The sequence below is a fragment of the Cryptosporangium aurantiacum genome (assembly GCF_900143005.1).
In the GTDB taxonomy this organism is placed as follows: Bacteria; Actinomycetota; Actinomycetes; order Mycobacteriales; family Cryptosporangiaceae; genus Cryptosporangium; species Cryptosporangium aurantiacum.
Genome location: NZ_FRCS01000006.1, coordinates 157,825 through 179,373 on the forward strand (window position 1 = coordinate 157,825; position 21,549 = coordinate 179,373).

Annotated in this window: 18 protein-coding genes; 8 read left to right on the top strand and 10 right to left on the bottom strand. The window is 71.5% G+C overall.

From position 1 onward, the window contains the following. Window positions 1-70: 70 nt before the first annotated feature. Window positions 71-949 carry a LysR family transcriptional regulator gene (locus tag BUB75_RS21185; protein WP_073259416.1) on the top strand — a complete coding sequence of 293 codons (879 nt, stop codon included), beginning with the start codon at window positions 71-73 and terminating at the stop codon, window positions 947-949. On the opposite strand, the gene BUB75_RS21190 is transcribed toward BUB75_RS21185, so the two are convergent. Continuing rightward, on the bottom strand, window positions 925-2,310 hold the full coding sequence (locus BUB75_RS21190; RefSeq protein WP_073259418.1) for a toll/interleukin-1 receptor domain-containing protein: 1,386 nt from the start codon (window positions 2,308-2,310) through the stop codon (window positions 925-927). The two genes, BUB75_RS21185 and BUB75_RS21190, sit on opposite strands and share 25 nt — an antisense overlap. A gap of 198 nt (window positions 2,311-2,508) precedes the next feature. Between BUB75_RS21190 and BUB75_RS21195 the strand changes: the two genes are divergently transcribed. Continuing rightward, on the top strand, window positions 2,509-2,907 hold the full coding sequence (locus BUB75_RS21195; RefSeq protein ID WP_084741557.1) for a nitroreductase family deazaflavin-dependent oxidoreductase: 399 nt from the start codon (window positions 2,509-2,511) through the stop codon (window positions 2,905-2,907). A gap of 6 nt (window positions 2,908-2,913) precedes the next feature. Here the strand turns inward: BUB75_RS21195 and BUB75_RS21200 are convergent, their stop codons facing one another. The 5 genes from BUB75_RS21200 to BUB75_RS21220 all read right to left on the bottom strand — a co-directional run bounded on the left by BUB75_RS21200 (window position 2,914) and on the right by BUB75_RS21220 (window position 7,338). Continuing rightward, a complete protein-coding gene (locus BUB75_RS21200) occupies window positions 2,914-3,447 on the bottom strand; it encodes a hypothetical protein (RefSeq protein WP_073259419.1) in 534 nt (177 codons plus the stop codon). A 9-nt stretch (window positions 3,448-3,456) separates the two neighbouring features. Beyond that, on the bottom strand, window positions 3,457-4,119 hold the full coding sequence (locus BUB75_RS21205) for a response regulator (RefSeq protein WP_073259421.1): 663 nt from the start codon (window positions 4,117-4,119) through the stop codon (window positions 3,457-3,459). Continuing rightward, window positions 4,116-5,414, bottom strand: coding sequence for a sensor histidine kinase (locus BUB75_RS21210; RefSeq protein WP_073259423.1), 1,299 nt, complete (start codon window positions 5,412-5,414; stop codon window positions 4,116-4,118). The genes BUB75_RS21205 and BUB75_RS21210 overlap by 4 nt, the downstream gene beginning before the upstream one ends. Beyond that, window positions 5,411-6,544 carry a hypothetical protein gene (locus BUB75_RS21215; protein WP_218617681.1) on the bottom strand — a complete coding sequence of 378 codons (1,134 nt, stop codon included), beginning with the start codon at window positions 6,542-6,544 and terminating at the stop codon, window positions 5,411-5,413. Before BUB75_RS21215 ends, BUB75_RS21210 begins: the two co-directional genes overlap by 4 nt. A 122-nt stretch (window positions 6,545-6,666) precedes the next feature. After that, complete coding sequence (locus tag BUB75_RS21220) at window positions 6,667-7,338, bottom strand: HNH endonuclease (RefSeq protein ID WP_218617682.1); 672 nt, start codon at window positions 7,336-7,338, stop codon at window positions 6,667-6,669. Between the two features lie 188 nt (window positions 7,339-7,526). Here BUB75_RS21220 and BUB75_RS21225 point away from each other — a divergent pair, with 188 nt between their 5' ends. The 5 genes from BUB75_RS21225 to BUB75_RS21245 are packed head-to-tail and all read left to right on the top strand — an operon-like array spanning window position 7,527 to window position 14,620. After that, window positions 7,527-9,788, top strand: a complete 2,262-nt coding sequence (locus BUB75_RS21225) for an NACHT domain-containing protein (protein ID WP_073259429.1) — start codon at window positions 7,527-7,529, stop codon at window positions 9,786-9,788. After that, window positions 9,785-10,198, top strand: coding sequence for a hypothetical protein (locus BUB75_RS21230; RefSeq protein ID WP_073259431.1), 414 nt, complete (start codon window positions 9,785-9,787; stop codon window positions 10,196-10,198). The genes BUB75_RS21225 and BUB75_RS21230 overlap by 4 nt, the downstream gene beginning before the upstream one ends. Then, window positions 10,195-11,820 (top strand): esterase/lipase family protein, encoded by a 1,626-nt coding sequence (locus BUB75_RS21235; protein WP_073259433.1) that lies wholly within the window; start codon window positions 10,195-10,197, stop codon window positions 11,818-11,820. The genes BUB75_RS21230 and BUB75_RS21235 overlap by 4 nt, the downstream gene beginning before the upstream one ends. 13 nt (window positions 11,821-11,833) lie before the next feature. Further along, on the top strand, window positions 11,834-12,697 hold the full coding sequence (locus BUB75_RS21240; RefSeq protein ID WP_073259435.1) for a DNA/RNA non-specific endonuclease: 864 nt from the start codon (window positions 11,834-11,836) through the stop codon (window positions 12,695-12,697). 18 nt (window positions 12,698-12,715) lie between these two features. Beyond that, window positions 12,716-14,620 carry a M36 family metallopeptidase gene (locus tag BUB75_RS21245; RefSeq protein ID WP_073259436.1) on the top strand — a complete coding sequence of 635 codons (1,905 nt, stop codon included), beginning with the start codon at window positions 12,716-12,718 and terminating at the stop codon, window positions 14,618-14,620. Here the strand turns inward: BUB75_RS21245 and BUB75_RS21250 are convergent. The 4 genes from BUB75_RS21250 to BUB75_RS21265 are packed head-to-tail and all read right to left on the bottom strand — an operon-like array spanning window position 14,589 to window position 19,840. Continuing rightward, window positions 14,589-16,205 carry a Dyp-type peroxidase gene (locus tag BUB75_RS21250; protein ID WP_073259438.1) on the bottom strand — a complete coding sequence of 539 codons (1,617 nt, stop codon included), beginning with the start codon at window positions 16,203-16,205 and terminating at the stop codon, window positions 14,589-14,591. The genes BUB75_RS21245 and BUB75_RS21250 overlap by 32 nt on opposite strands. Next, the gene (locus BUB75_RS21255) at window positions 16,202-17,371 is read right to left on the bottom strand and encodes a hypothetical protein (protein ID WP_143175338.1); all 1,170 of its coding nucleotides are present in this window, start codon (window positions 17,369-17,371) and stop codon (window positions 16,202-16,204) included. Before BUB75_RS21255 ends, BUB75_RS21250 begins: the two co-directional genes overlap by 4 nt. Then, window positions 17,322-19,520 (bottom strand): NACHT domain-containing protein, encoded by a 2,199-nt coding sequence (locus tag BUB75_RS21260; RefSeq protein ID WP_073259442.1) that lies wholly within the window; start codon window positions 19,518-19,520, stop codon window positions 17,322-17,324. The genes BUB75_RS21255 and BUB75_RS21260 overlap by 50 nt, the downstream gene beginning before the upstream one ends. Beyond that, the gene (locus BUB75_RS21265; RefSeq protein ID WP_073259444.1) at window positions 19,517-19,840 is read right to left on the bottom strand and encodes a hypothetical protein; all 324 of its coding nucleotides are present in this window, start codon (window positions 19,838-19,840) and stop codon (window positions 19,517-19,519) included. The genes BUB75_RS21260 and BUB75_RS21265 overlap by 4 nt, the downstream gene beginning before the upstream one ends. 101 nt (window positions 19,841-19,941) lie before the next feature. Between BUB75_RS21265 and BUB75_RS21270 the strand changes: the two genes are divergently transcribed. Beyond that, window positions 19,942-21,483 carry a peroxidase family protein gene (locus BUB75_RS21270; RefSeq protein ID WP_073259446.1) on the top strand — a complete coding sequence of 514 codons (1,542 nt, stop codon included), beginning with the start codon at window positions 19,942-19,944 and terminating at the stop codon, window positions 21,481-21,483. Window positions 21,484-21,549: the final 66 nt, after the last annotated feature.

Sequence of the window (21,549 nt, forward strand, 5' to 3'; positions counted from 1 at the left end):
GTCGATGTCCCAACACCGATCAGGTGCGCTGTGATACCTGCCCGGTATCACTGCGCGGTACGGTGGTGCGGTGGATACGGTGGAGACCCGCGAGCTCAGGTACTTCGTCACCGTCGCCGAGGAATTGCACTTCGGCCGGGCAGCCGAGCGCCTCGGTATCGCCCAGCCACCCCTATCCCGGGCGATTCAGCAGCTCGAACGGCGCGTCGGCGTCACCCTGCTCGATCGCAACCGCCGCGGCGTCACCCTCACCGGCGCGGGTCAGGTCCTGCTCGACGAGGCCCGCGCCGTCCTCGACGGAGCTGCGGCGGCTGTCCGTCGCACCCGCCGCGCTGCCTCCGCTACGAACCGCCTGACGCTGGCCACAAAAGCCGGCGCGAATCACGAACTCCTGCAGAAGCTGCTCGACGCCCACGCCGCCGAGCCGGATGCCGCCGAGATCGACGTGCTGCTGTGCGGAATGGGAGAGCAGGCGCGGATGCTGCGCGACGGCCGCGCCGACGTGGCGCTCATGCAGCGCCCCTTCGACGTTCTGGCCGGCTTCGACACCGAGGACCTGCTGACCGAGCAGCAGATCGCCATCGTGCCCGCCGGGCATCCCCTCGCCACGCGCACGAACCTGACCATGGCAGACATCAGCGACCTAGCAGACCTGCCGGTCGCCCGCTGGCCCGGTCACGACGGCACCTACGAACCCGGCCCCGGCCCCGAGATTCACGACCTGTCGCAGCTGGCCCAGCTGATCGCCCTCGGCCACACCGTCGGTGTCATCTGCGCTTCTGCCCGATCCTGGCTGTGGAGCGCGCACGCCGCCATCCCGCTGACCGACTCACCTCACGTCACCACGGTCCTGGCCTGGCCCCCGCACAGCCGCTCCCTGGCTGTCGCCGGACTCGTCCGTACGGCAGCGCACATCGGAGTTCGTCAGCCCTTCGCGGCCTCGAGGTAGGCGGCGCGCACCAGGTCGAGCACCTCGTCGTCGAGCGGCGCGGTCACGTAGTTGCCCTGCCGGACGTCGCCCGGAATTCTCTCGTCGAGCAGGGCCAGCGTGCGCGGAGCCACATCCGCCAGCACCGATCGGAACGGCGAGAGTGCCGGTCCGTGGTCGTTCCACAGCGCGACCAGGCCACGCCGCTGGCCCGCCACGTGCAGACGCAGGACCCAGCGGCCCTGACCGGCGGAGGTCGAGAGTTCGGCCAGCCCGTCGCGCTCCAGTTCCCGCGCCCAGCCGAGCAGCCGGTGGAGCTCCTTCTGCTGATCGGCGGGCGCGAACGCGATCGCGTCCTCGAAGACGGCGCTGCCTCGTTCCGGCTTCGCCGATACCCGCGGCGGCGAGTCGGTAGCGATCGTTGGTGCGGTGGGCAGAGCGGCACGCAGGCTCCGCACGGTCTCGACGATCGTGCGCTGTTCGGCGACCACGACGTCGGGCGCGAACCGGTACGCCTCGAGTTTCGGAGTGCGGACGGCGTCCGACACTTCGGACAGTGCCGCGAGGTAGGCGTCCAAAGCAGGCGTGGCGTTCGGCAGGCTCGCGGCGGTCGCGGGATCGAAGCCCAGCGTCAGATCACGCAGGCCGTACCACCCGGGCTCGCGGGTGAAGATCCACCCGACGGAGACCGGTTCCGCACGACCGGGGAACCGCAGGCGGAGGCTGGCGCCTGCGGTCCCCCACTCGAACGTCAGGCCGAGCGTCCGGAGGTCCGCGAACAGCTTCTCCAGCGCGTCGGCGTAGCCGGCGGGGTAGTCGCTGTTCCGTACACGGTCGAGGAACGCTGCCTCGGTCAGCCGCTTCGCGCCGGCGCCCCCGCGCGGGAAGGCCGGGTGCGCTGCGGTGGGCTCCGGCGGTTTGCGGGTCGGCCAGTCGGGGCGGCGCGGGGGCGGCGCGGATCCCTGTTCGGCCGCACGGACCCCGTCGATCAGAGCGCGTCGGGCGTCGTCCTCGGTGTCACGGTCGAAGAGGTCGATCCCGACGATACCGTCGAAGATTCCGCTCCTCGGGCAGTCCTCGATGCGAACCGGGATCAAGCGGCGATCGGACCCGCGAGCGTCGCGAATGTAGGCGGCTTCGGCTTCGACCGCTCCGTGCGGCGACTCCAGGTAGGCCTTCGAGTAGACCGCGACGGTCCGCTCCGCGCCGCGCATGCCCTCGGCCATGCGCGCGGCCCACCGCATGCCGGGCACCATGTGCCACTTCTGGAACAGCACCGACCGGCCGCTCTCCTGGAGTGTCCAGGCGATCCACTCGGCCCACCTCTCGTCCGCCCCGGTGTAGGAGACGAACACGTCCCAGCGCTTCGCTGCTGCGTCCATCGTCGAATGCTCGCAAGCGCGGGCAGGCGCTGCAGCGGTTTGGACGCCAGGACGACGGGACCTGCCCCGATCGGATGACGGCGACGCCGCGAGGTCCTGACTGCTGGCGGCCGTCCCGGTCGCGGATCCGCGTCAGCGGCCCCCGCGCATCACCGGAGACCGGACACGCCGCAGGGACCTGAGGAGTACAAAGGCCGGATGGGACTCCTCAAGAACCTGATGATCAAGCTGCACCGGCGCAGCGGCGACCGGTTCATGGGCATGAACCTGCTCTACCTGACGACGGTCGGCGCGAAATCCGGCCAGAAGCGACAGTCCCCGGTGGCGCGCTTCGCCGACGGGGACGATGCCTGGCTGATCGCCGGCACGAACGGCGGTAAGCCGCAGCACCCCGCCTGGTACCACAACATCAAGGCCCACCCCGACCAGGTCTGGTTCGAGTACGGCGGACAGACCGTCCAGGCCCAGGTCGAGGAGCTGGACGGCACCCGCCGCGACGAGGCGTGGCAGAAGATCCTCGTCGACCAACCGCGCTTCGACAACTACCGGACCAAGACCGACCGGGTCATCCCGATCCTCCGCATCACCCCCGTCTGAGGAGCCTCACTCGAACGTCTCGCTGAAGCCGGGGATGCCGAGCGGCGTCCACGAGACGCCGCCCGGGCTCACGATCGGCCGGCTCTTCTCCGGCGCCCATCGGGTCTCGACGCCGGTGACCCGGGTGGCCTCCTCGGCGATCGCCCAGCTGACCGGGCCCGACCACGACCGCACGCACGACCGCCGGTCCCCGTCGAGCAGTTCGAAGTAGACCCAGCCCCAGTCGTCGCTCCGGTACTGGAACCAGATTCTGCGCAGCTGGTCGCGCGGGTACGTGCGACGCCGGTAGCGGCAGACGAGCGTGACGCGGCCGGCGGTCACCTCGGCGCTGGTCACGGACTTGGTCGGTAACAGGTTGCCGATCAGGATCGCGAGCGCCACGGCCCCGATCAGCGCGCCGATCGTCGCCAGCACGCGCGCGTGGAACCCGGTGCACACCACGAGGACCCCGGCGAAGACCAGGACCGAGCCCAGCTGCCAGCCGCCCTCGCGCGCGACGTAGAGCAGTGAATGCCCACGCCGCCACCGCCACGCGCCCACAGAGTGATTCTACGAGCACGCAGGCGTGATGAGACCCGACTCGTAGGCGGCAATTACCGCTTGGGTGCGGTCGCGGGTACGGAGCTTGGCGAGCACGTTCCCGACGTGCGTCTTGACCGTCTCCACACTGAGGACGAGATCGTCGGCGATCTCGGCGTTCGACCGTCCGGCCGCCATCCGACGCAGTACGTCCAGCTCGCGAGCGGTCAGGCGCGCGTCGGCGAGCCGGGCCGCGCCCTCGCTGTTCGCGTAGGCGCCCGCCAGCCGCCGGATCGCCGCCGGGAACAGCAGGGAGTCTCCCCGGGCGACGACCCTGACCGCGTCGACCAGCTGCGTGGGACGGGCTCGTTTGAGCACGAACCCGCTGGCGCCGGCCCGCAGCGCGGCGTAGACGTACTCGTCGTTCTCGAACGTGGTGATCAGCAGCACCCGTGGCGGGTGGTCGGCGTGGGCCACCAGCTGCCGGGTCGCCTGGATGCCGTCGGTGGCGGGCATCCGCACGTCCATCAGGACGACGTCCGGGCGCAGCCGGGCCACGAGCGGCGGCACCTCCGCGCCGTCCGCCGCCTCACCGATCACGCGCAAGTCCGGCTGGGCGTCGATGACGGCGCGCAGGCCCATCCGGACCAGTTCCTCGTCGTCGACGAGGAGCACGCCCGTCACCTGGCTCATCGGTCCTCACCCGGATCGCGGAGCGGCAGTCCGGCCGCGACCCGCCAGACACCGTCCTGGTGGCCGGTCTCGAGCCGGCCCCGCAGCAGGTCGACCCGCTCGCGCATGCCGTCGAGCCCGCGTCCGGCCCGGCGCGGAGCCGGTGCCCGGTCCACGACCGGGTTGACCACCTCGATCGTCAGCGCGTCGGCGCCCACGGTCACCCGCAGCGTCGCCGGTACCTGACCGGCGTGGCGGGCGACGTTGGTCAACGCCTCCTGCACGATCCGGTACCCCTCCCGGGACACGACGGCGGGCACCGCCGTCAACGGGCCGGTCACGGTGGCGTCGACCGGCACCCCGCTCGCCAGCGAGTCGTCGCACAGCCGGTCGAGATGCGCCAGCGTCGGCTGCGGCCGACGCGGTACGTCGTCACGGTGGTCCCCGTCGGCAGGGTCCCGGCCGGAATGAGCTCGGTCGGCAGGATCTCGATCGCGGAGCACGCCGAGGACGTGGTCGAGGTCGTCCATCGCGGTCCGGCTGGTCTCCTCGATGACGCTCAGCGCCCGCCGCGCGAACTCCGGATCGGTGTCGAACAGTTGCCCCGCCGCACCCGCCTGAAGTGTCGCGAGCGTCAACGCGTGTCCGATCGAGTCGTGCAGTTCCCGCGCCAGCCGGTTACGTTCGGCCAGCCGCCGCGCCCGCGCTTCGAGGGCGTGCTCACGTTCGAGGGCCGAGGGGCCGAGCAGGACCGGTGCCATCAGCGTCGCGAGCGCTCCGAGAGCCGCCACCGCGTAACCCGTCACGACCAGCAGCCCGGCGGCCACGGCGAGCCACAGCGCGACGTCGTAACCGGTCGGCGGGCCGGTCACGCCCGGAAGGTCTCCCGACACCAGGCCGAACCAGTGGCCGAGCACCAGCATGGCCACCGGAACGGCGGTGAACAGCAACGTCGCGATCACGGCCCCGGCCACGAGATGTAACCCGAACCAGAGCGCGGACCGCATCCGGGTCTCGACCGCGGGCCGCCTGCCGGGCGCCGGGTCCGGCAGGTCGACGCCGAGCAGCGACCGCGCGGCGGCGATCTCCAGCGCGCGGGTGCCGCCGAGGAACGCCGGCGCCCCGGCGATGACCGTGGCCACGACCGCGGTCATCAGGAGCGCCGGACGGTTGGCCGGGTCCTCGGCGACCACCTGCCAGAACGCGCGGGCGAGCGCCAGGTACGGCAACACGATCACCGCGCCGAGGAGCAGATGGACCCCTCGCCGGTACGTGACGCCGCTGACCAACGGCACCACCGCCCGGGGAAGACTCACCGGCCCATTGTGACAACGCCGGCCGCGACGCCGTCGCGCCGGACGTCGTCCCCGGGCTCGTCGCTGCCCAGGCCGCAGTGGCGGCAGGCGCCGCGGCGACGCAGGTGGTAGGTCACGGTGGCGGCGCCGAGCCCCGCGCCCCAGGCCAGCCACAGCAGGCTCGGGACGTAGAGGGCCCAGCTGTCCCGCATCTCGGTGGTCCAGAGCATCATCAGCCCGGCCGGGACGAGCGTGACGGAGACGATCGACGCCGGAACGACCGCGAGTGCGGGTGGCACCCGCTGTCCGGCCTTGAACCAGATCCAGCGGGGGTAGACCTCGCCCCATCCGCTGACCAGGCCGTGGGTGAGGACACCGCCCAACGCCGAGGCGACCGCGCAACCCAGGCCGATCTCGAGCATCCCCGGCGTGTCCTGCATCATCCGGAGGAAGTCCGGGCTGATCCCGAGCGGATACCCGAAGTACCAGGCCAGCCGGGTGATCTCGTACGGCAGCGGCGCCAGGCAGGCCACCGCGACCGCCCAGCGACCCCACCGCAGCAGCTGCTGCCGCGACGGGCCGCCACCTGCCGCGCCGCTCCGGCGTCCACAGTGCCCACAAGCGGCGCGCGCCCGCCGCTGATACACCAGCGTGGCCGCTGCCCACAGCAAGCCGCCCACGAACACGATGATCAGGTTCGTCCGGTGCCAGTACAGGATGTCGCCGATGCCCTCCTGTTCGCCCGGCACACCGGTGAAGACGAACACCAGGAAGAGCGGCGCGAACGCCAGCACGGCGAGCAGGGTGTAGTCGGGAATCACCAGGGTCAGACCGGCCGCCATGGTCCAGCCGACAGCGATCAGCGCCGCCGACACGCGGCGGTTGCCTGTCCCTCGGGCCATCACCAGCGCGACGCCCGCGCCGAGCAGGCCGAGTACCGCCATGATCGGAGCGACGACCTCGACGCGGCTGCCCTCCAGGACCGACCCCGACATCCGGTCCTCATGGACCGGAGCGAACGGGAACCCGCTCCCACCGGCCGTCCAGTACAGTCCGAGCACGCCGTAGAGCAGCGACCAGCCGGCCGCCGCGTACGCCGACCACTCGGGCCAGCGCACCCACCACCGGTAGAGCGCAGCTGTGGTCTTCACTCTCGACATGGCACTCCCTACTCCGGGCTGAGCTCGACGTGATCGAGCATCACCGCCCGCGAAGCCGGGAGGATCCCTCTGGCGCGCCAACCGGCTCCCTCGGAGGAGGGAGATCGGGCGCCTCAGAAGATTCGGCCGAAGATTTTGTCGTTGTGGTAGATCAGGCTCTCCTCGGCGATCTCATGTCCGTCCACCGCCCGAATGTCTTCCCGCTTCAGCGGCATCGCCCCCATGTCACAGAGCGCATGATGGTTCGGGCATAACACGATGATGTTCGAACCGATATCTGCTCCGGCGTGGTGCTTCCCGAGCGGAATGATGTGATGAGCCTCCGAGTAGGTTTTGGTGGCGGAGATCCGCAGGACCTCGCCGCAGATCTGACAGGCGTCTCGGTGGAGCAACTTGATCTGCCGCGCCAGAACCGTGTCCCGCAGGATGCGGTACGTCGTTTGCCTCGTACGTCCGGGGCTCTCGTTTCCTTCGGGAAGGTCAGCGGCGATCGGCGTGGGCTCTACCAGCCGGCGCAGGCCCCAGACGCCCCGGCCGAGGCCTTCCACCGAGAAGAAGAGGTCCGCGCCCTTCTTCCATCCGGCCGAGTCGGACGAGCGATCCTGGATCTGGCGGCGAATGATGTCTTTCCACGACGCCGGTAGATCGGAGCGGATCGCCGCCACCGCGCCGTAGATTTCCGCATAGGTGCCGGTGCCGCCCAGATTGGTCAGAGCCGAAACGATGTCCTCTTCCCAGGACGGCATTCGACCACGCTCCTCGCCGAGTTCAGGTTCGCGCGGCACGATACCGCCACCGGTAACCCGCCGAGCTGGCACGTCCGCGGCGCCATGCAAGACGGACCAATCACGACACGCGGGATAAACTTCTCTTAAGGTACATCCGTGTCTTAAGGTCGACGTGGCTCAGCGCAGACTGCCGCATCCCTCCCGAGCCGTTCCCCCGTTCCTCGAACCGGAAGCGGCAATCCGCGATGACGACAGTGCTCAGCATCCGATGGTCCACGAGCGCGATCGCCTATTCGATCACCGGCCTCCTCGTCGTCGCGTTCGGCGCCAGTGCGCTGAGCCATGGCCCTGCCCGGGTGACGATCTTCTTCGCCGTCCTGGCGGCCACCGTCCCGATCGTCAACACGATCGCGCAGAACCGAACGCGCGCCACCACCGTCGACGATCCGGAGGCGCTGCTGGCCGAAGAGGTCCACGACGAGTGGGCGAGTGAGGCACAAGCCCGGCGAGTCCACGAACCGTTTCCCATTCCGGTGCGCTGGACCGTGGCCGACCCAATGCTGTGCGACCACCCGGAAGCGGTCTATCGTGCGCCCGCACCGCCGGCCGCGTTCCGCGAGGGCGTTCTCACCGACCTGAACGCCGTCCTCGACGGCGTTCCGTCGCATCGCCTGGTGATCCTCGGCGGTCCGGGGTCCGGCAAGTCGGTCGCTGCGATCCAGCTGGCGCTGACGATGCTGGCCGACCGCGATCAGGCCGATCCGCAGGGGACGCGCGCGGGCTGGACGAGCGACGCCGTCCCGGTGATCGTCAGCGTCGCGTCGTGGAATCCGGTCACGGAGTCGCTTCGAGACTGGCTCGCCACCCACCTCGCACTCACCTACCCGGTGCTGGCCGCGCGGACGATGACCCGCAGCACGCTGGCCCACGACCTCGTCGCGGACGGCCGGGTGCTGCCGGTCCTCGACGGCTTCGACGAGCTACCGGAGGCGCAGCGGATCGCCGCGTTGCGCCGGCTCAACGTCGGACTGCCGTTGGTTCTGACCAGCCGTCGCGAGGCCTACGCTGCCGCGGTCGAGAGCACCCGGCCGCTGCCGGGCGCGGCGGTGGTCGAGTTGTGCCCGCTGGACGCCGACGTGCTGGCGTCCTATCTGCCGCGCACCACCGGCGCCCACCCCGACCACCGCACCAAGTGGCAGCCCGTGCTCGATCGAATGCGGGAGGCCGACCAGACGGCTCTCCGGCAGACGCTGAGTACTCCGCTGATGGTGGGCCTGGCTCGTTCGCTCTACAGCGACACGCCCGCCGACCCCACCGAACTGCTGGACAGCGCGCGGTTCGACTCGGCCGACTCGCTCCGGACGCACCTGCTGGACGCGGTCGTCCCGACCGCCTATCTGGAGGGTGCCGACATCGGCCCGCGGCCGTGTCCGGCTCGGGTGGCCGAACGTTACCTGTCGTCGCTCGCCGCCCTGTCCGTCCGGCTCGGTAGCCCCGATCTGGCCTGGTGGCGGTTGCGGGACGCCTATCCGCGGCTGCTGCCGGTCCTGGCCGGGATCGTGGGGCTGACGATCGCCGCGTGCTGGGGAGGCGCCTACGCCCTTCGATACGTCGAACTCGGCTACCGGGTGAGCGTCGCCACCGCGATCGGCGTCTTTTTCGGACTCTGCTACGGGGTGCCGTTCGTCCTGGCGATCCGCTACGCCGGGCGATCCCGGCCGCTGCGCCGGTTCGTCGGGAGAACGAGCCCGCGACAACTGCTGCGCGCGCTGGTGCTGGCCGTCGCCGCCGCCGCGTTGACGCGCGCCGGCGCCGGTCTCGTCCTGACCGAATGGTCGGCTGAGCTCGTCGCCGACCCCGACGACTGGGGTTATCCCCGCGCGGCCGCCTGGGGCGCTGCGGCGATGGTCGGGATCCTCGTGCTCGCCGTCGCCGGCTGGGACGAGCCGGTCACCACCGTGGTGGGCACGTCACCGGAAGGCCTGTTCCGCGCTGATCGGGTCTGGGCGATCGCGCGAGGCGTCGCGGTCGCGCTGCTCACGCCGCTGGCGTTGTACGGGGCGCTGATCTGGCTGGAGACCTCCTACTGGGACGTCGTGCTCGCACCCATCCGGGAGGGCGAGTGGTCAACCGGGACGACCACCGTCGACTCGCGCTTCAGCAACCTGCTCTTCGACCGCGGAGGGCCGTGCACGCTCGCGGTCGGCGGCATCGTCACCGGTTTGGTCTCCAGTCACTGGGGAGTGTTCTGGCTGGTCCGCTTGTGGCTCTGGACCGCCGGCCACGTGCCGTGGCAGCTCATGCCGTTCCTCGAGGACGCCTACCGCCGCGGTGTCCTGCGCCGCGTCGGTGCGGCGTACCAGTTCCGCCACCTGGAGCTCCGCGACCGGCTCGCCGCGCCGCGAGCGCCGCGCCCGGGCTCGACGCCCGGCCCGCCGAACCATTCGGCGGACCCACCCACCGCCGCGGCCCTCGACGTCGCGGCCCCACCGGAAGGAAAGCCGTGACCATCACACCTGACGAGCCCGCCACGTTCCGGTTCGACGAGACGTGGGCGCACGCGAGCGACTGTGGCCACCAGAAGTTGCGTACGTGGCTGCGCGAGGAGGTCGCGCGCGGTCTGGAGTGCCCTCGCGACCCCGACGAGTTCTCCGACGACGACCTGATCCGCCTCCGCGCCACTCACCTGATGTGGTGCGACACCGACATGTGCCTCAGCGACGGCAGCTGGCTGGACATCCTCGCCATGGAGCCGGTCGACGTCGAGGACGACGACGAGGACGCCGCCGGCTTCGCCCCCGAGGTCCGCAGCTGGCGTCACCAGGCGCGCGCACTCCGCGCCCGGCACACCAGCGCGCGTTGCCCGAAGGCCTGCAAACCCCGCGATTGCGATCGCGACAAGCGCGGGCGCAGGTGATCACCGCGCTGCGGCCCCTGGTGCTCATCCGCGGCTTCGGTGGACTGGACGAGCGCGACGAGCAGCGCAACGCCTACCAGGGCTTCAACGACGGCACCGTGTACCCGGGCAAGCGCGGGGAGAGCTACATCTACGAGGGCTTCCTGCTCCGCGCCCTGAAGTCCGAGGTCTATCCGTACAGCGATGCCACCAACGTCGTGGGCTACTACGCCTCCGACCTGTCCACACCGGAGGACTGCGCCGACTGGGACCCCGGCGTCGTCAGCGGCAGCATCGTCATCGATCCGGCCACCGCCCGTACCGCGCTCCGCCACGGCGTGGCCGGCACGATGTGGGTGTACCGGTACTACGACCTCATCCCGCGCAGCCTCGCCCGCTACGGCGAGGGGCTGACCCGGCTCATCCGCCTCATCCAGACCGCGGCCGCGCGTCACGACGAGGAGTTCGACGGCGTCGACGTCATCGCGCACAGCATGGGCGGGCTGGTCCTCCGTGCGGCGCTGAGCCAACTCGAGCAGCAGTCCCCCGGCTCGGCCGCGAAGCTCATCCACCGGGTCGTCACGCTCGGCACCCCGCACCGCGGGATCTCCTTCCAGCGGATCCCGCGGTGGCTGCTGGAACGGCTTCCCGCGGTCGAGCAGTCCGCCGACGAGATCGCCGCGTTCGACCCTCACAGCATCGCGTTCCGGGACGTCGGCCGATGGTTTCCCGTCGAGCGCATCCTCACCGTCGTCGGCACGAACCACCGCACGTACGGCAACTCGGCCGCCGACCTCCTCAACCGGCTGTTCTCCCTGGTCGACGAGGGCAGCGCCGACCGGCGCCGCACCGACGGCCTGGTCACCCACTCCGGAGCCCAGCTTCCCGGCGCGCCGCGGACGTTCGTGCACAAGTGCCACGGCGGCCCGGACTCGCTGGTCACCTCCCGCGAGGCGTTCGAGATCGCGATGCGCTTCTTCCACGCCACCCACCGGGCACGGCTCTGGCTGGACGAGGCGTTGGTGCGCGGCGGTAACCGGTCCCCCGGCTGTCGCGAGTACTGGTTCGGCGTCTCGATCAAGCCCCGGTTCGTCGACTTCGACCTGTTCCACCAGAGTCCGGAGGCGGAGAACTGTTACGGCCCGTTCCAGCGGCCGGACCTCACCGACGACCTCCCGGATCTGGCCACCGAGCTGTACAAGTCCCTCGCCGAGCCCGGCGACCGCACCACCGGCTGGGCCGGTCCTGACCGGCTCATCTGGGACGGCTGGTTCGACGAACGGCTCCGCCCGGAGGCCGCCCAGGGCCTGGTCTTCCGGCTCGACGTCAACGTCGGCGAGCGCGATCTGAGCGGCCCCGGCTTCTCCGACAACATCGTGTTCCGCAAGCAGTACTTCGCGCAGATCTTCCCGGACTCGCCACCGGCGTTCTTCCTGCACACCGGGGAGCGCTACCTCGACGTCCGCAACCCGGTGACCCGCGAGCAGCTCGACGAGCTCGCCGGCACCGGCCCCACCGCCCTCGTGCAGCGTCCGCAGGCCGCGCCGGAGAGCCGAGCGTCCACCGGCACCTGGAATCTCCAGGTCGGCGGCACCGACTTCGCGGCGACGCTCCGGCTCGAGATCACTGCCGTGACGAACTGACTACCGAGGATCCATGACCCGCAGCAGCACCGACGCCACGCTCACGGCCGGCTACGACCCCGGCTTCCTGGGGCTGACCGTTCCGTTCCCGACCCTCCCCGGAACAGCGACGATCCGGCTCGACTACACCCACTTCTCCGTGCTGATGCACCCGCTGCGGCGGCTGGCCGCCACCACCGCCGTCGCCGTGGACGGCGCCCGGCTGGTCGACCTCCCGCGCGGCGACGACTGGCAGCTCGATCCGCGGATCCCCGCCGACGCGCAGACCGGCAACGAGTTGTACCGGGACAACCGCCTCGACCGGGGTCATCTGGTGCGCCGCCGCGACCCGGTCTGGGGGCCGCGCCACGTCGCCGCGACCGCCAACGCCGACACGTTCCGCTTTCCGAACGCCGCGCCCCAGGTCGACGAGTTCAACCAGAGCCACGAGCTCTGGCTGGGGCTGGAGGATTACGTCCTCGACCACGCCGAGGTGCACGACCGGAACCTCGTCGTGGTCACCGGTCCGGTGCTCGATCCGTCCGACCTGCCCTACCGCGGCGTTCAGATCCCGCGCCGCTTCTACAAGGTGGTGGCGTTCGTCCACCGCGGCGCGCTCGCCGCGACCGGCTACCTCCTCGACCAGAGCAGCCTGCTCGACGGCCTCGGCGTGGCCGGGCTCGAGGACACCGACGTCCCGCCGCTCGGTGCGTACCGCACGTTCCAGGTGCCGGTGGCGCAGGTCGCGGAGCTGACCGGGCTCGATCTCGGGCCGCTGCCCGCCGCCGACCGGCTGACCGCGGCCGCCGTGTCCCCGGCGCCCACCGACGCAGCCCTCACCGACAGCTGGATCGAACTGCACCGCTACCGCGACATCGCAGGCCTGGAACCCCGATAGTCCCCGAAGGAGCTACCGATGGCACGAGAGATCGACGTCCGGGACGCCGCAGCGCCCATCGTCACCACGCGGGAACGCGAAGAGGATCTGCTGGCCGAGGCGGCGCTCACGTCCGAGGAGTTGCCGGGCGCCCATCGCGTCCGCATCGCCGCGTTCGACCAGCAGACCGGCAACCCGTCGGTCGTCGTCTCGTCCGCGGCACCGGCGGAGCCGGGACAGTGGGTGGACCGGGCGCTCTCGCACGTCGAACGCATCGGACCGGTGCTCGGGCTGACCGGCGGTCAGGCCGCCGAGTACCGCGCCGACCGGCACCCGCAGCAGACCTCGGCGTCGGCCGTGGCCGTCCATCTCCGCCAGATGCACGCCGGGATCCCCATCTACGACGCCACCGAGACCGTTCGCTTCGCTCCGGACGGCCAGCTCCTCGAGGTCGCCGGCCGGTCGTACTCGATCACCGAACCGTTGGCCGTCGAGCCGCGGCTCGGCCCCGGCGACGCCGTCCGGATCGCGCTACTCCATCTCGCCGACGACGACCGGGAGCCGGAGACCGACCCGTACGGTCAACCCATCCCCGAGCCCAGCGTCGACCCGGACGCGATCGACACGCGGGTCGTCAGCACCGCCGCGGACGATCCCGAGCGCGAGACGCTCGTGGAGGGGGCGCCGCTCGCCGCGCCGACGGTCGTGTCGCTGGCCTGGTTCCCGCTCGTCGCGGGTCTGCGGCTGGCCTGGCGGCTGCGGCTCGAGGTCGGCGACGCACCCGCCTACCGATTCCTGGTGGACGCCGAGGACGGCCGCATCCTCCTGTGCCGGCGCGTGGAGCACGGTGTGCTCGGCCGGGCCACGATCGTCCTGCGGTCAGGTGGCGCGCCGGAGGACGTGCCGCTTCCGCTGCCCCTCGACCGCTACGGGCTCCCGATCCCCACCGACCTGCCCACCGTGTTCCCGGACCCCTGGCTGCTGGACACGACCACCATCGGCAACGCGGTGCGCGCCGTCCGGGGCGACACCGAACGGCCCGCCAGCGGGCACCGGGCCGGCGACGGGGTCGAGTTCCGCCCGGAGCCGGGCTCGTTCGACCACCTGGTCGTCAACGCGTTCGCGCTCTGCGGCGCCGCGCACGATGCGTTCTTCCTGCTGGGATTCCGGGAGGAGGACGGAAACTTCCAGTCCGACGGCTTCGGACGCGGAGGCAGCGACGGTGACGCCGTGCTGGTCCGGGTGCATCCGCAACCGGTGCACGGCACCGCGAACATGGCGACGCCGCCCGACGGCCGGGTGCCGCGGATGAACCTCGGTCCGGTCACCGCGACCGGGCGGCACACCGCGCTCGATCCGGACGTGGTGTTCCACGAGTACACCCACGGCGTCACCAACCGCCTCGTCGGTGGCCGCGACGACTGGGAGTCCCTCGACGCGGTCCAGTCCGCCGGGCTCGGCGAGGGCTGGAGCGACTACGTCACGTGCACGCTGCACGACAAGACCGTGATCGGCGACTGGATCGTCGCGCGCCCCCAGGGCCTGCGGCGTCAGCCGTACACCGAGGACTTCACCGGGTCCTACGCCCAGCTCGGCACGCCCGCGTACTCCCGGCCGCACGACATCGGTGAGCTGTGGTGCGCGGTCCTGCTGTCGCTGGGCCGGCGCCTGGGTCCGGACGAGACGCTGCAGATCGTCGTCGACGCGTTGAAGCTGACGGTCGCGAACCCGAGCCTGCTCGCGGCCAGGGACGCGATCCTGATGGCCGCCGACCACCGGGCGGCAGCCCTCGGCGCGAACGAGTTCGAGCAGGCCGAGCAGCGAGCGCTGGTGTGGTCGGTGTTCGCGCGGTTCGGCATGGGCCCGAGCGCCGGCACGATCGGGGCGACGCTGAACGGGATCAGCGCCGACTTCAGTCTCCCGGCCGCTCCGGCGCTGGCCTGACGGGTGCGGCCAGCACGTTCCGGATCGCCGTGATCGACGGTGTGAAGAAATACTCGCCTCCGGTCGGCGTCACCCACGAGGGGCTCGCCGACACGGTGTGCGGGCGGGCCTCCGCGTCGAGCAGCGTGGCGAACAGCCCTTCGCCCTGACCGAGCAGCAGATCGTGGCCGGGCGGCCGGCCCCGCGGTACCGCCGGCCGCTGAACCCAGCTGTTGGTCAGCTTGGCGAACTGGTCGACGATCGACGCCTGGTAGCAGGCGAAGAGCAGTCCGCGCTCCGCGGCGGGATCACTGTCGTAGGACGGACCGAACGGCAGACCGCGCCGCAGGATGGTCCGCCGCAGGTTGTCGATCGCGCCCCCGACGTCACTGGCCTCGTCGCGTGGGTTGATCTTGCGGATGTGCGCCGCGGTGGGGCAGCGGACGGCGTCCGTATCGGCTTCGGGCCAGGGAAACCCGTCGGTCCGGGAGACGCCGCGCGGGAGGGGAACGTCGCCGCGCAGACGCGCCGGGCCCGTCGCGTGCGTACGCCACGCGGAGGCGAAGCCGAAGTCGTTGGCGGCGAAGTCGTCGCGCCCCAGCGCCGGGTCGTCGGCCTCGGGACTGCGGCTGATCGGGGCACCCGACGGCCAGCGGCCGACGAGCAGCGCCGCGAGCCGCTCCGACGAAACCCCCGGCATCGCGAGCGCGGCTGCCGATTCGCGGCAGAAACGACGGAACGCGTCGACGTCCTGGGACAGCCGCCGGATCACCAGAAACGAGCCGTTCACCGCCCAGGACGGCCCCGTGCGCCAGGCCGGGGCAGGCTCCCCCACCCGGGCCGGCGATTGGCGCGGCAGACCGAGGACGAACTCCCCCGGCCAGACCAGGGGCGAGCCGGGGCGCGCGAACGCTTCCGCGCGCGGGTCGTCGGGATCGAGATAGCGCGGTGAGATCAGCGCACCGCTCGACAGGCGGCCGCGCGGTGCCGGCTGGGAGATGCCGTCCCGGAACCCGAAGTGCTCGTGGCCCGGCTGCTCGCGGCGGGTCGCACACGGCTGGTCGTGCACAAGGGTCCACCCACCGGGCCGGGCGGTCAGCAGCGCGTCGACGTATTCGTGGGTGGCGCTGAGCACGCGCGGGTCGTCGGCGGCGATCGTCACGACCGCGTCGACCGGGCGGCCGCCGCCGAAGAGCCACCGGTTCGGGTGGCCCGGCGCGGCGGTGTCCTCGGCGTCACCCAGCGACCTCGACTGCTTCCGCATGCCTGCCTTGAACGCGCTGTCCGCGAACGCGTCGACGTCGGGCTCACCGGCCAGGGCCGCCAACCCGGTCCGGGAGAACGCGACGTTGATCCAGACGGCGGTCATCGCACCGGCCGGTTCGCCGCGGCGCGACCGGGCACGCCGGAACGCCTCGTTGAACGCCGCGACGTCGGCCAGCGGCGAGATCCGCGGCAGCAGCGCGGCCAGCGACGCCTTCGCCGCGGCTACCGCCTCCAGGCGATAGAACAGGTACCGCGCGTGATCCTTCCGGAACCCCGCCAGGACGTCGCCCTGGATGTCGCCGTCGGGCAGCAGCGGCTCCTCGGTCACCGGGGCGTTCAAGCGCGGGTCGGGATGCCGGGCCAGCTCGGGATCCGGTCGGCCCCGGAGGGCGCGGCGAAGCTCGCGAAGCCGCGGCAGCCGATCGGCGGCGCCGGACGGAACCCCGGGACCGCGCTGGCGTAGAGCTTCATCGTGATGTGCTCGGCGATCTGGCCGGCGTACTCGATCGGGACCCCGGCGATCTCCACGTCGCTGACCGTCCAACGGCTGCCGGCCGGCGGCGCGAACCGCGCTCGCAGAATCATCTCCGGCGTGCCGCGCTCGATCCGCCACCACGCGGGATCCAGCGCCTGCCCGTCCGGCGTGGTCCAGCCGTCGAGGTTCACCGAGTCGATGTAGAGCCCGACCGGCGCACGCAGCGTGACCGCGTTCCCCTCCCGGACGGCGGCGTTCACGGTCGCGCCGATGTTCGGATCGCTCGACCGGCCCGGGTCGCCGTACCCGGCGCAGTTGATCAGGTCGACGGAGTCGGTCAGCAGGTTCCCGTTCCGCTGACGCAGGATGCTGGCGCGGGCGGCGAGGTTGACCTCGGCACCGAGGGTGTTGGCCGGATGCGTGAGGTGCATCGCGCCTCCGCTGACGTTCCACTCGTTGGACGGGTCGTAGACGCCGTCGACGAGCAGGTCGTCCAGCTGCACCTCCGGGCTGACGTATCGCCGGTAGAGCCGCAACAGGACGTCGTGACTCCCGCGGGCCGGCGGGAGGTCCAGGCCCGCCTCGCGGATCCGGTACGGATATCCCTCCGCCAGCGCTTCCCAGTACTCGGGGCCCTCGCAGGTGAAATCGACAGCGTGGACGACGCCCTCGGGATCGCGCGTGGTGTGCCACTCGAGATACTCGTCCTGCTCGCGCCACCGCCGTCCGGAGGCCTCCTCGATGCGCTCGGCCTCCTGATACCGCTCCTCGCCACCGAACGCGTCGGCGATGCGCTTCGGGAAGCCGTTCCACGGGATCATGACCGTCGCCGCGCCGGCGAGCGGTCGCGCGGAGAACGCGTTGGGACGGCCGGGCCCGCCGAGCTCCTCCTGCACCAGCTGCGTTTGCCTGCTCATAACGGCCTGCATGAACGCGTCCCACGCGGCTAGCTGCCCCGGGATCTCCCGGAAGTCCGGGGCCTCACCCGGTGGGCCGAAGACCCGCAGCCCCGCCCGGCTCTCGGTGGTCACGCTCGTCATCATTCGTCCCTCTCCCGTTGGCTGCTCCGGCCTGACCCGGTCGGGCCGGCCGTGTCGTCCAGGACCACACCCGGGGAGCAGGCGCTGCAGCCGGCAGCCCCGGGCGGGTCAGGTACTTGACCAGGCAGGCGTGCCGGAACTCGTAGACACCCCCGACTTGGCGGAGGACGCCGCGGCGGCGGGCGTCTTCGAGCAGGGTCAGCACCTTGAGCGGCGCCAGCCCTCGAGCGGCGAGCCAGAGCCGGGTCGGGCCGAGCAGACCCCACTCGCTGCACGCGAGGCCGACGGTTGCCCCCGCGGCGACCGCCGGGACGAGGTAGAGGCTCCACGCGGCGGCAGACGGCAGCCCACCGGCGGGCTCGTCGAGCCCGGCCAGCTCGAGCAGGCCGCCGACCGCGGCCGCGAGGGCCGCGGTGACTACACCGGCGAGCGCAGCGGCCACCACGCCGACCAACTGGCCGCGGCGGCGGTCGCCGATCAACGTGGCGCGCGGCGTGGTCACCGCGGTCGGTAGCACCGGCTGTCCCAGCCCGCTGACGATCGTCAGCAGCACACCGATCACGATGCCGGCGGCGAGGACCTCACCCTCGAAGCGCAACAGCAGCCCGGCGACGATCGTCGCCACCGCGAGCGCGGCCACGGCCGCCGCCGGTCGCCACCGCAAACGCAGACCGAGGTGCCGAGGGCGGCATCCGGCCGCCACCACACGGAGGCTGAGCCAGCAGGCCAGTCCGACCGTCGTCCCGATCGCGACGCCGAACGCGAGGCCGTATCCCAGCCCGAGTCCGATGCCGTGGCGGTCCGCGGTGGCCCACCCGATGAGCACGCCGTGGCAGAGCGCGGCGACCAGACCGACCGCGGCGGCCAGCGTCGGCAGCAGCCGCGGCACGGCGGCCCGGAGCCGCCACCAGGCGATCGCCCCGTTCTGACTGCTGGCGTGCACGGCGAGGAAGCGCAGCCACGGCGTGACGACCGGGGCCGTCCACGGGCTCTCGTCGCCGGCGACGCGCCGGTAGGCCGCTGGCAGGAAGGCCTCCAGCAGGTGCGCCTCGATGCTGACCGTCGTCGGGAATCGTTCGCTGTCGAGCAGGTCGCCGGGGTCGGCTCGGGTGTCGCTGTACGCCACCCGCGCGAGCCCGATCATCAGCGGCGTTCGCAGTACCTGTGCCACTCGGCCGGCCGCGGTCTCCTGCTCGGGCTCTTGCTCCGGGTCCGCGGCCCGGATCGCCTCCAGCGCCGGTGTCCACTTCGATGTCAGGTCCGCCGCGGTACCGGTGGTCCGCGGCAGGTAGTCGACCAGGTCGTCGACCGTGACGTCCCGGAGCTGGACACAGATCGCGCGGAGCAGCGGGCCCGTGCTCTCGACCGTCTCGGCATAGGCTTCGGGCCGGCAGGTGAGTACGACCGGGCAGGGCCCCTCCAGCTCGCGCAGCGCGGCGACGCGGTGGGCCGGTGGCAGCTCGTCGAGGCCGTCGAGTACCGGCAGGATCCAGTTCCCCTCGACCAGCCGCCGGGCGCCGGAGGGCTGGTTGTTCCCCGACGTGAGCGCGAGGAACGGGTAGTCGAACGACAGCCGGCGGATCAACCAGCGGGTCAGGGTCTCCTGCTCGGGATTCCAGCCGGAGAGCGTGAGCAGTACCGGCACGCGCCGCGGGTGCCCGTCGTCGTGCTCGGCGTCCGTCGTCCACCAGCGGTCGATCAGATCGAGGGTGAGCCGCAGGACCATCACGGTCTTGCCGGAGCCGGGTTTGCCGAGCAGGACGGCGCGGCCGGTCGACAGGGCCGCGTAGCGCTCGACGATGTCGTCCAGGCACCCGTCGACCAGCGGATGCTCGTCGCCCCCGTCGCGGCGGATGTTCGCCCAGCGGTCGCACAGCCGCGGGTCGGCGGCGGCCCAGCGCAGCTCGAGCGGCCGGGGAGCCCGGATGCGCCGGAGCCGCTCCTCCTCTGTCCACTGGGTGCGGACGGCACGGGCCAGCTCAGCGGCCAGCTTCGCCGCGTCGTCCGAGCCGCCCTGGCGGCGGGAGCGCAGGAACATCCAGACACCGAGCGTGGTCGTGACGAACGTCAGCAACGTGCCGACCACGCCGAGGATCTCCTTGACCCCCAGACCCGCGACGGCCGGTTCGGCGCTCGTCATTTCTTGCCGTGCGTGATCCCGCAACGGTGGAGGAACTTGTGTTGCCAGCCCTGTCCCTTCTTGTGCTTGCTGTCGTTGAAAGACCTCAGGGTCCGGCCGAAGGCGTCGCGATCACGCGCGTCCATCGTGTGCTGCTCCTCCTCCTCGAAGCGGGGCCGGCAGTCGTTGAATGCTTGGCGCAGCACCTCCGGGCCGGGAGGCGTCGAGGGCAGCAGATGCTCGTCCGGATCGTCGGACAGCGCGACGACGGCGCGAACCTCGCGTTCGTAGAGCGCGAGGAGGTCCTCGTCGCTCGGATTCTCGGGCAGCTGGTCGCTCATCGTCCCCTCCGTTCGTCAACCTCCTGCATTAGACCATTTTGGCCTATTTCATGCTATCTGTAACAAAGTTACTTTCCGACGGGACTTGCCGGGAGGCACGCATGACCGACGTCTCGAGCCGCGAGCGTGCCGCGCCACCACCGCCCGTGGACACCGACACCGCAGCAGCCGCCGTCCCCCGCGACACCTCCCGCGACGGACAGCTCCAGCGGATCGAGGCCTACGCCCTCTCGCACGGCGCGCCTCTCTGGAACGCCCTCCGGCGGGTGCCCCCGCTGAACGCCGTGGTCAACCGCGCGCTGATCAACCGCGCGATCCTCACGATCCCGCCGCGCCCCAACCCGCTGAGCACGATGGCGTCCTACACGTCCTGGCCGTCGCTGACCGACCGCACCTTCGACAGCCGGCACCTGCCGCCGTCCCCCGCCCCCTCTGCCCTTCCCGACCTGGGGGCGGCCACCGCGCTGTTCGCACGCACCGCCACCCGGCCGTGCCCCAAATCCACGGTGTTCTTCGCGTACTTCGCGCAGTGGCTCACCGACGGCTTCCTGCGCAGCGACCGCGGCGACCCGCCCGACCCGCGCAAGAACACGTCCAACCACGAGATCGACCTGTGTCAGGTCTACGGGCTGACCGAGTCGGTGACCCGGCTGCTGCGCTCCGGCGACGGCGGGCTGCTGAAGGCTCAGGACATCGACGGTGAGGAGTACCCGCCGTTCCTCTGCTCCGGCGGGGTCGTCCGGCCGGAGTTCCGCGGGCTGTCGGTGGTGGGTTTCGACGAGCTGACCGCCTCCCAGCGCGACCGGTTGTTCGCCCTCGGCGGCGACCGGTCCAACTCCCAGCTGGGCTACACCGCGATCAGCGTGCTGTTCCTCCGCGAGCACAACCGCATCGCGCGGCTCCTCGCCGCGGAGTACCCGCGCTGGGACGACGAACGGCTGTTCCAGACCGCCCGCAACGTCCTGACGATCCTCCTGATCCGGATCATCATCGAGGAGTACGTCAACCACATCACGCCCTACCACTTCCGGTTCCGGCTCGACCCGACGGTAGGGCGGGGCAGCCACGGCATGGGCCGGATCCTCGTCGAGGCGTCCGGCCAGCGCGCCGGGCGCATCGCGCTGCACAACACCGCCCCGGAGCTGCTCCACCTCGAGCGCGCCAGCCTCCAGCAGGCGAGGACCGTCGAGCTGGCCCCCTACAACGCCTACCGCGCGATGATCGGCGTTCCGCGTGCGACCTCCTTCGCGCAGCTCACCGCCGATCGCACGATCCAGCGGCAACTGCGCGAGCTCTACGGGCACGTCGATCGCCTGGAGTACTTCGTCGGCCTGTTCGCCGAGGACCTGCGACCGAACTCAGCGCTACCGAACCTCGTCGGGCGGCTGGTGGCCGCCGACGCGTTCTCCCAGGTGCTGACCAACCCGCTGCTGGCTCCCCGCGTCTTCACCGAGCGGACGTTCTCCCCGCTCGGCATGCGGCTCCTGCGCCAGCCCTGCACGCTGGGCGAACTCGTCCGGCGCAACGTCGGCCGCACCGAAGCGCAAGCCCTGCGTACCGGCACGATCACGATGACCTGGGCCGGCTGGCGCCGCCAGGCCGAGACGGGGGTGACTCGTGGCGGACGTCGTCCCGACGCGTGACGATCAGTACGTTTTGAACCACTGCACGAGATTTCTCGCGAGGGACGTCGGAGTACCGTCCGAACC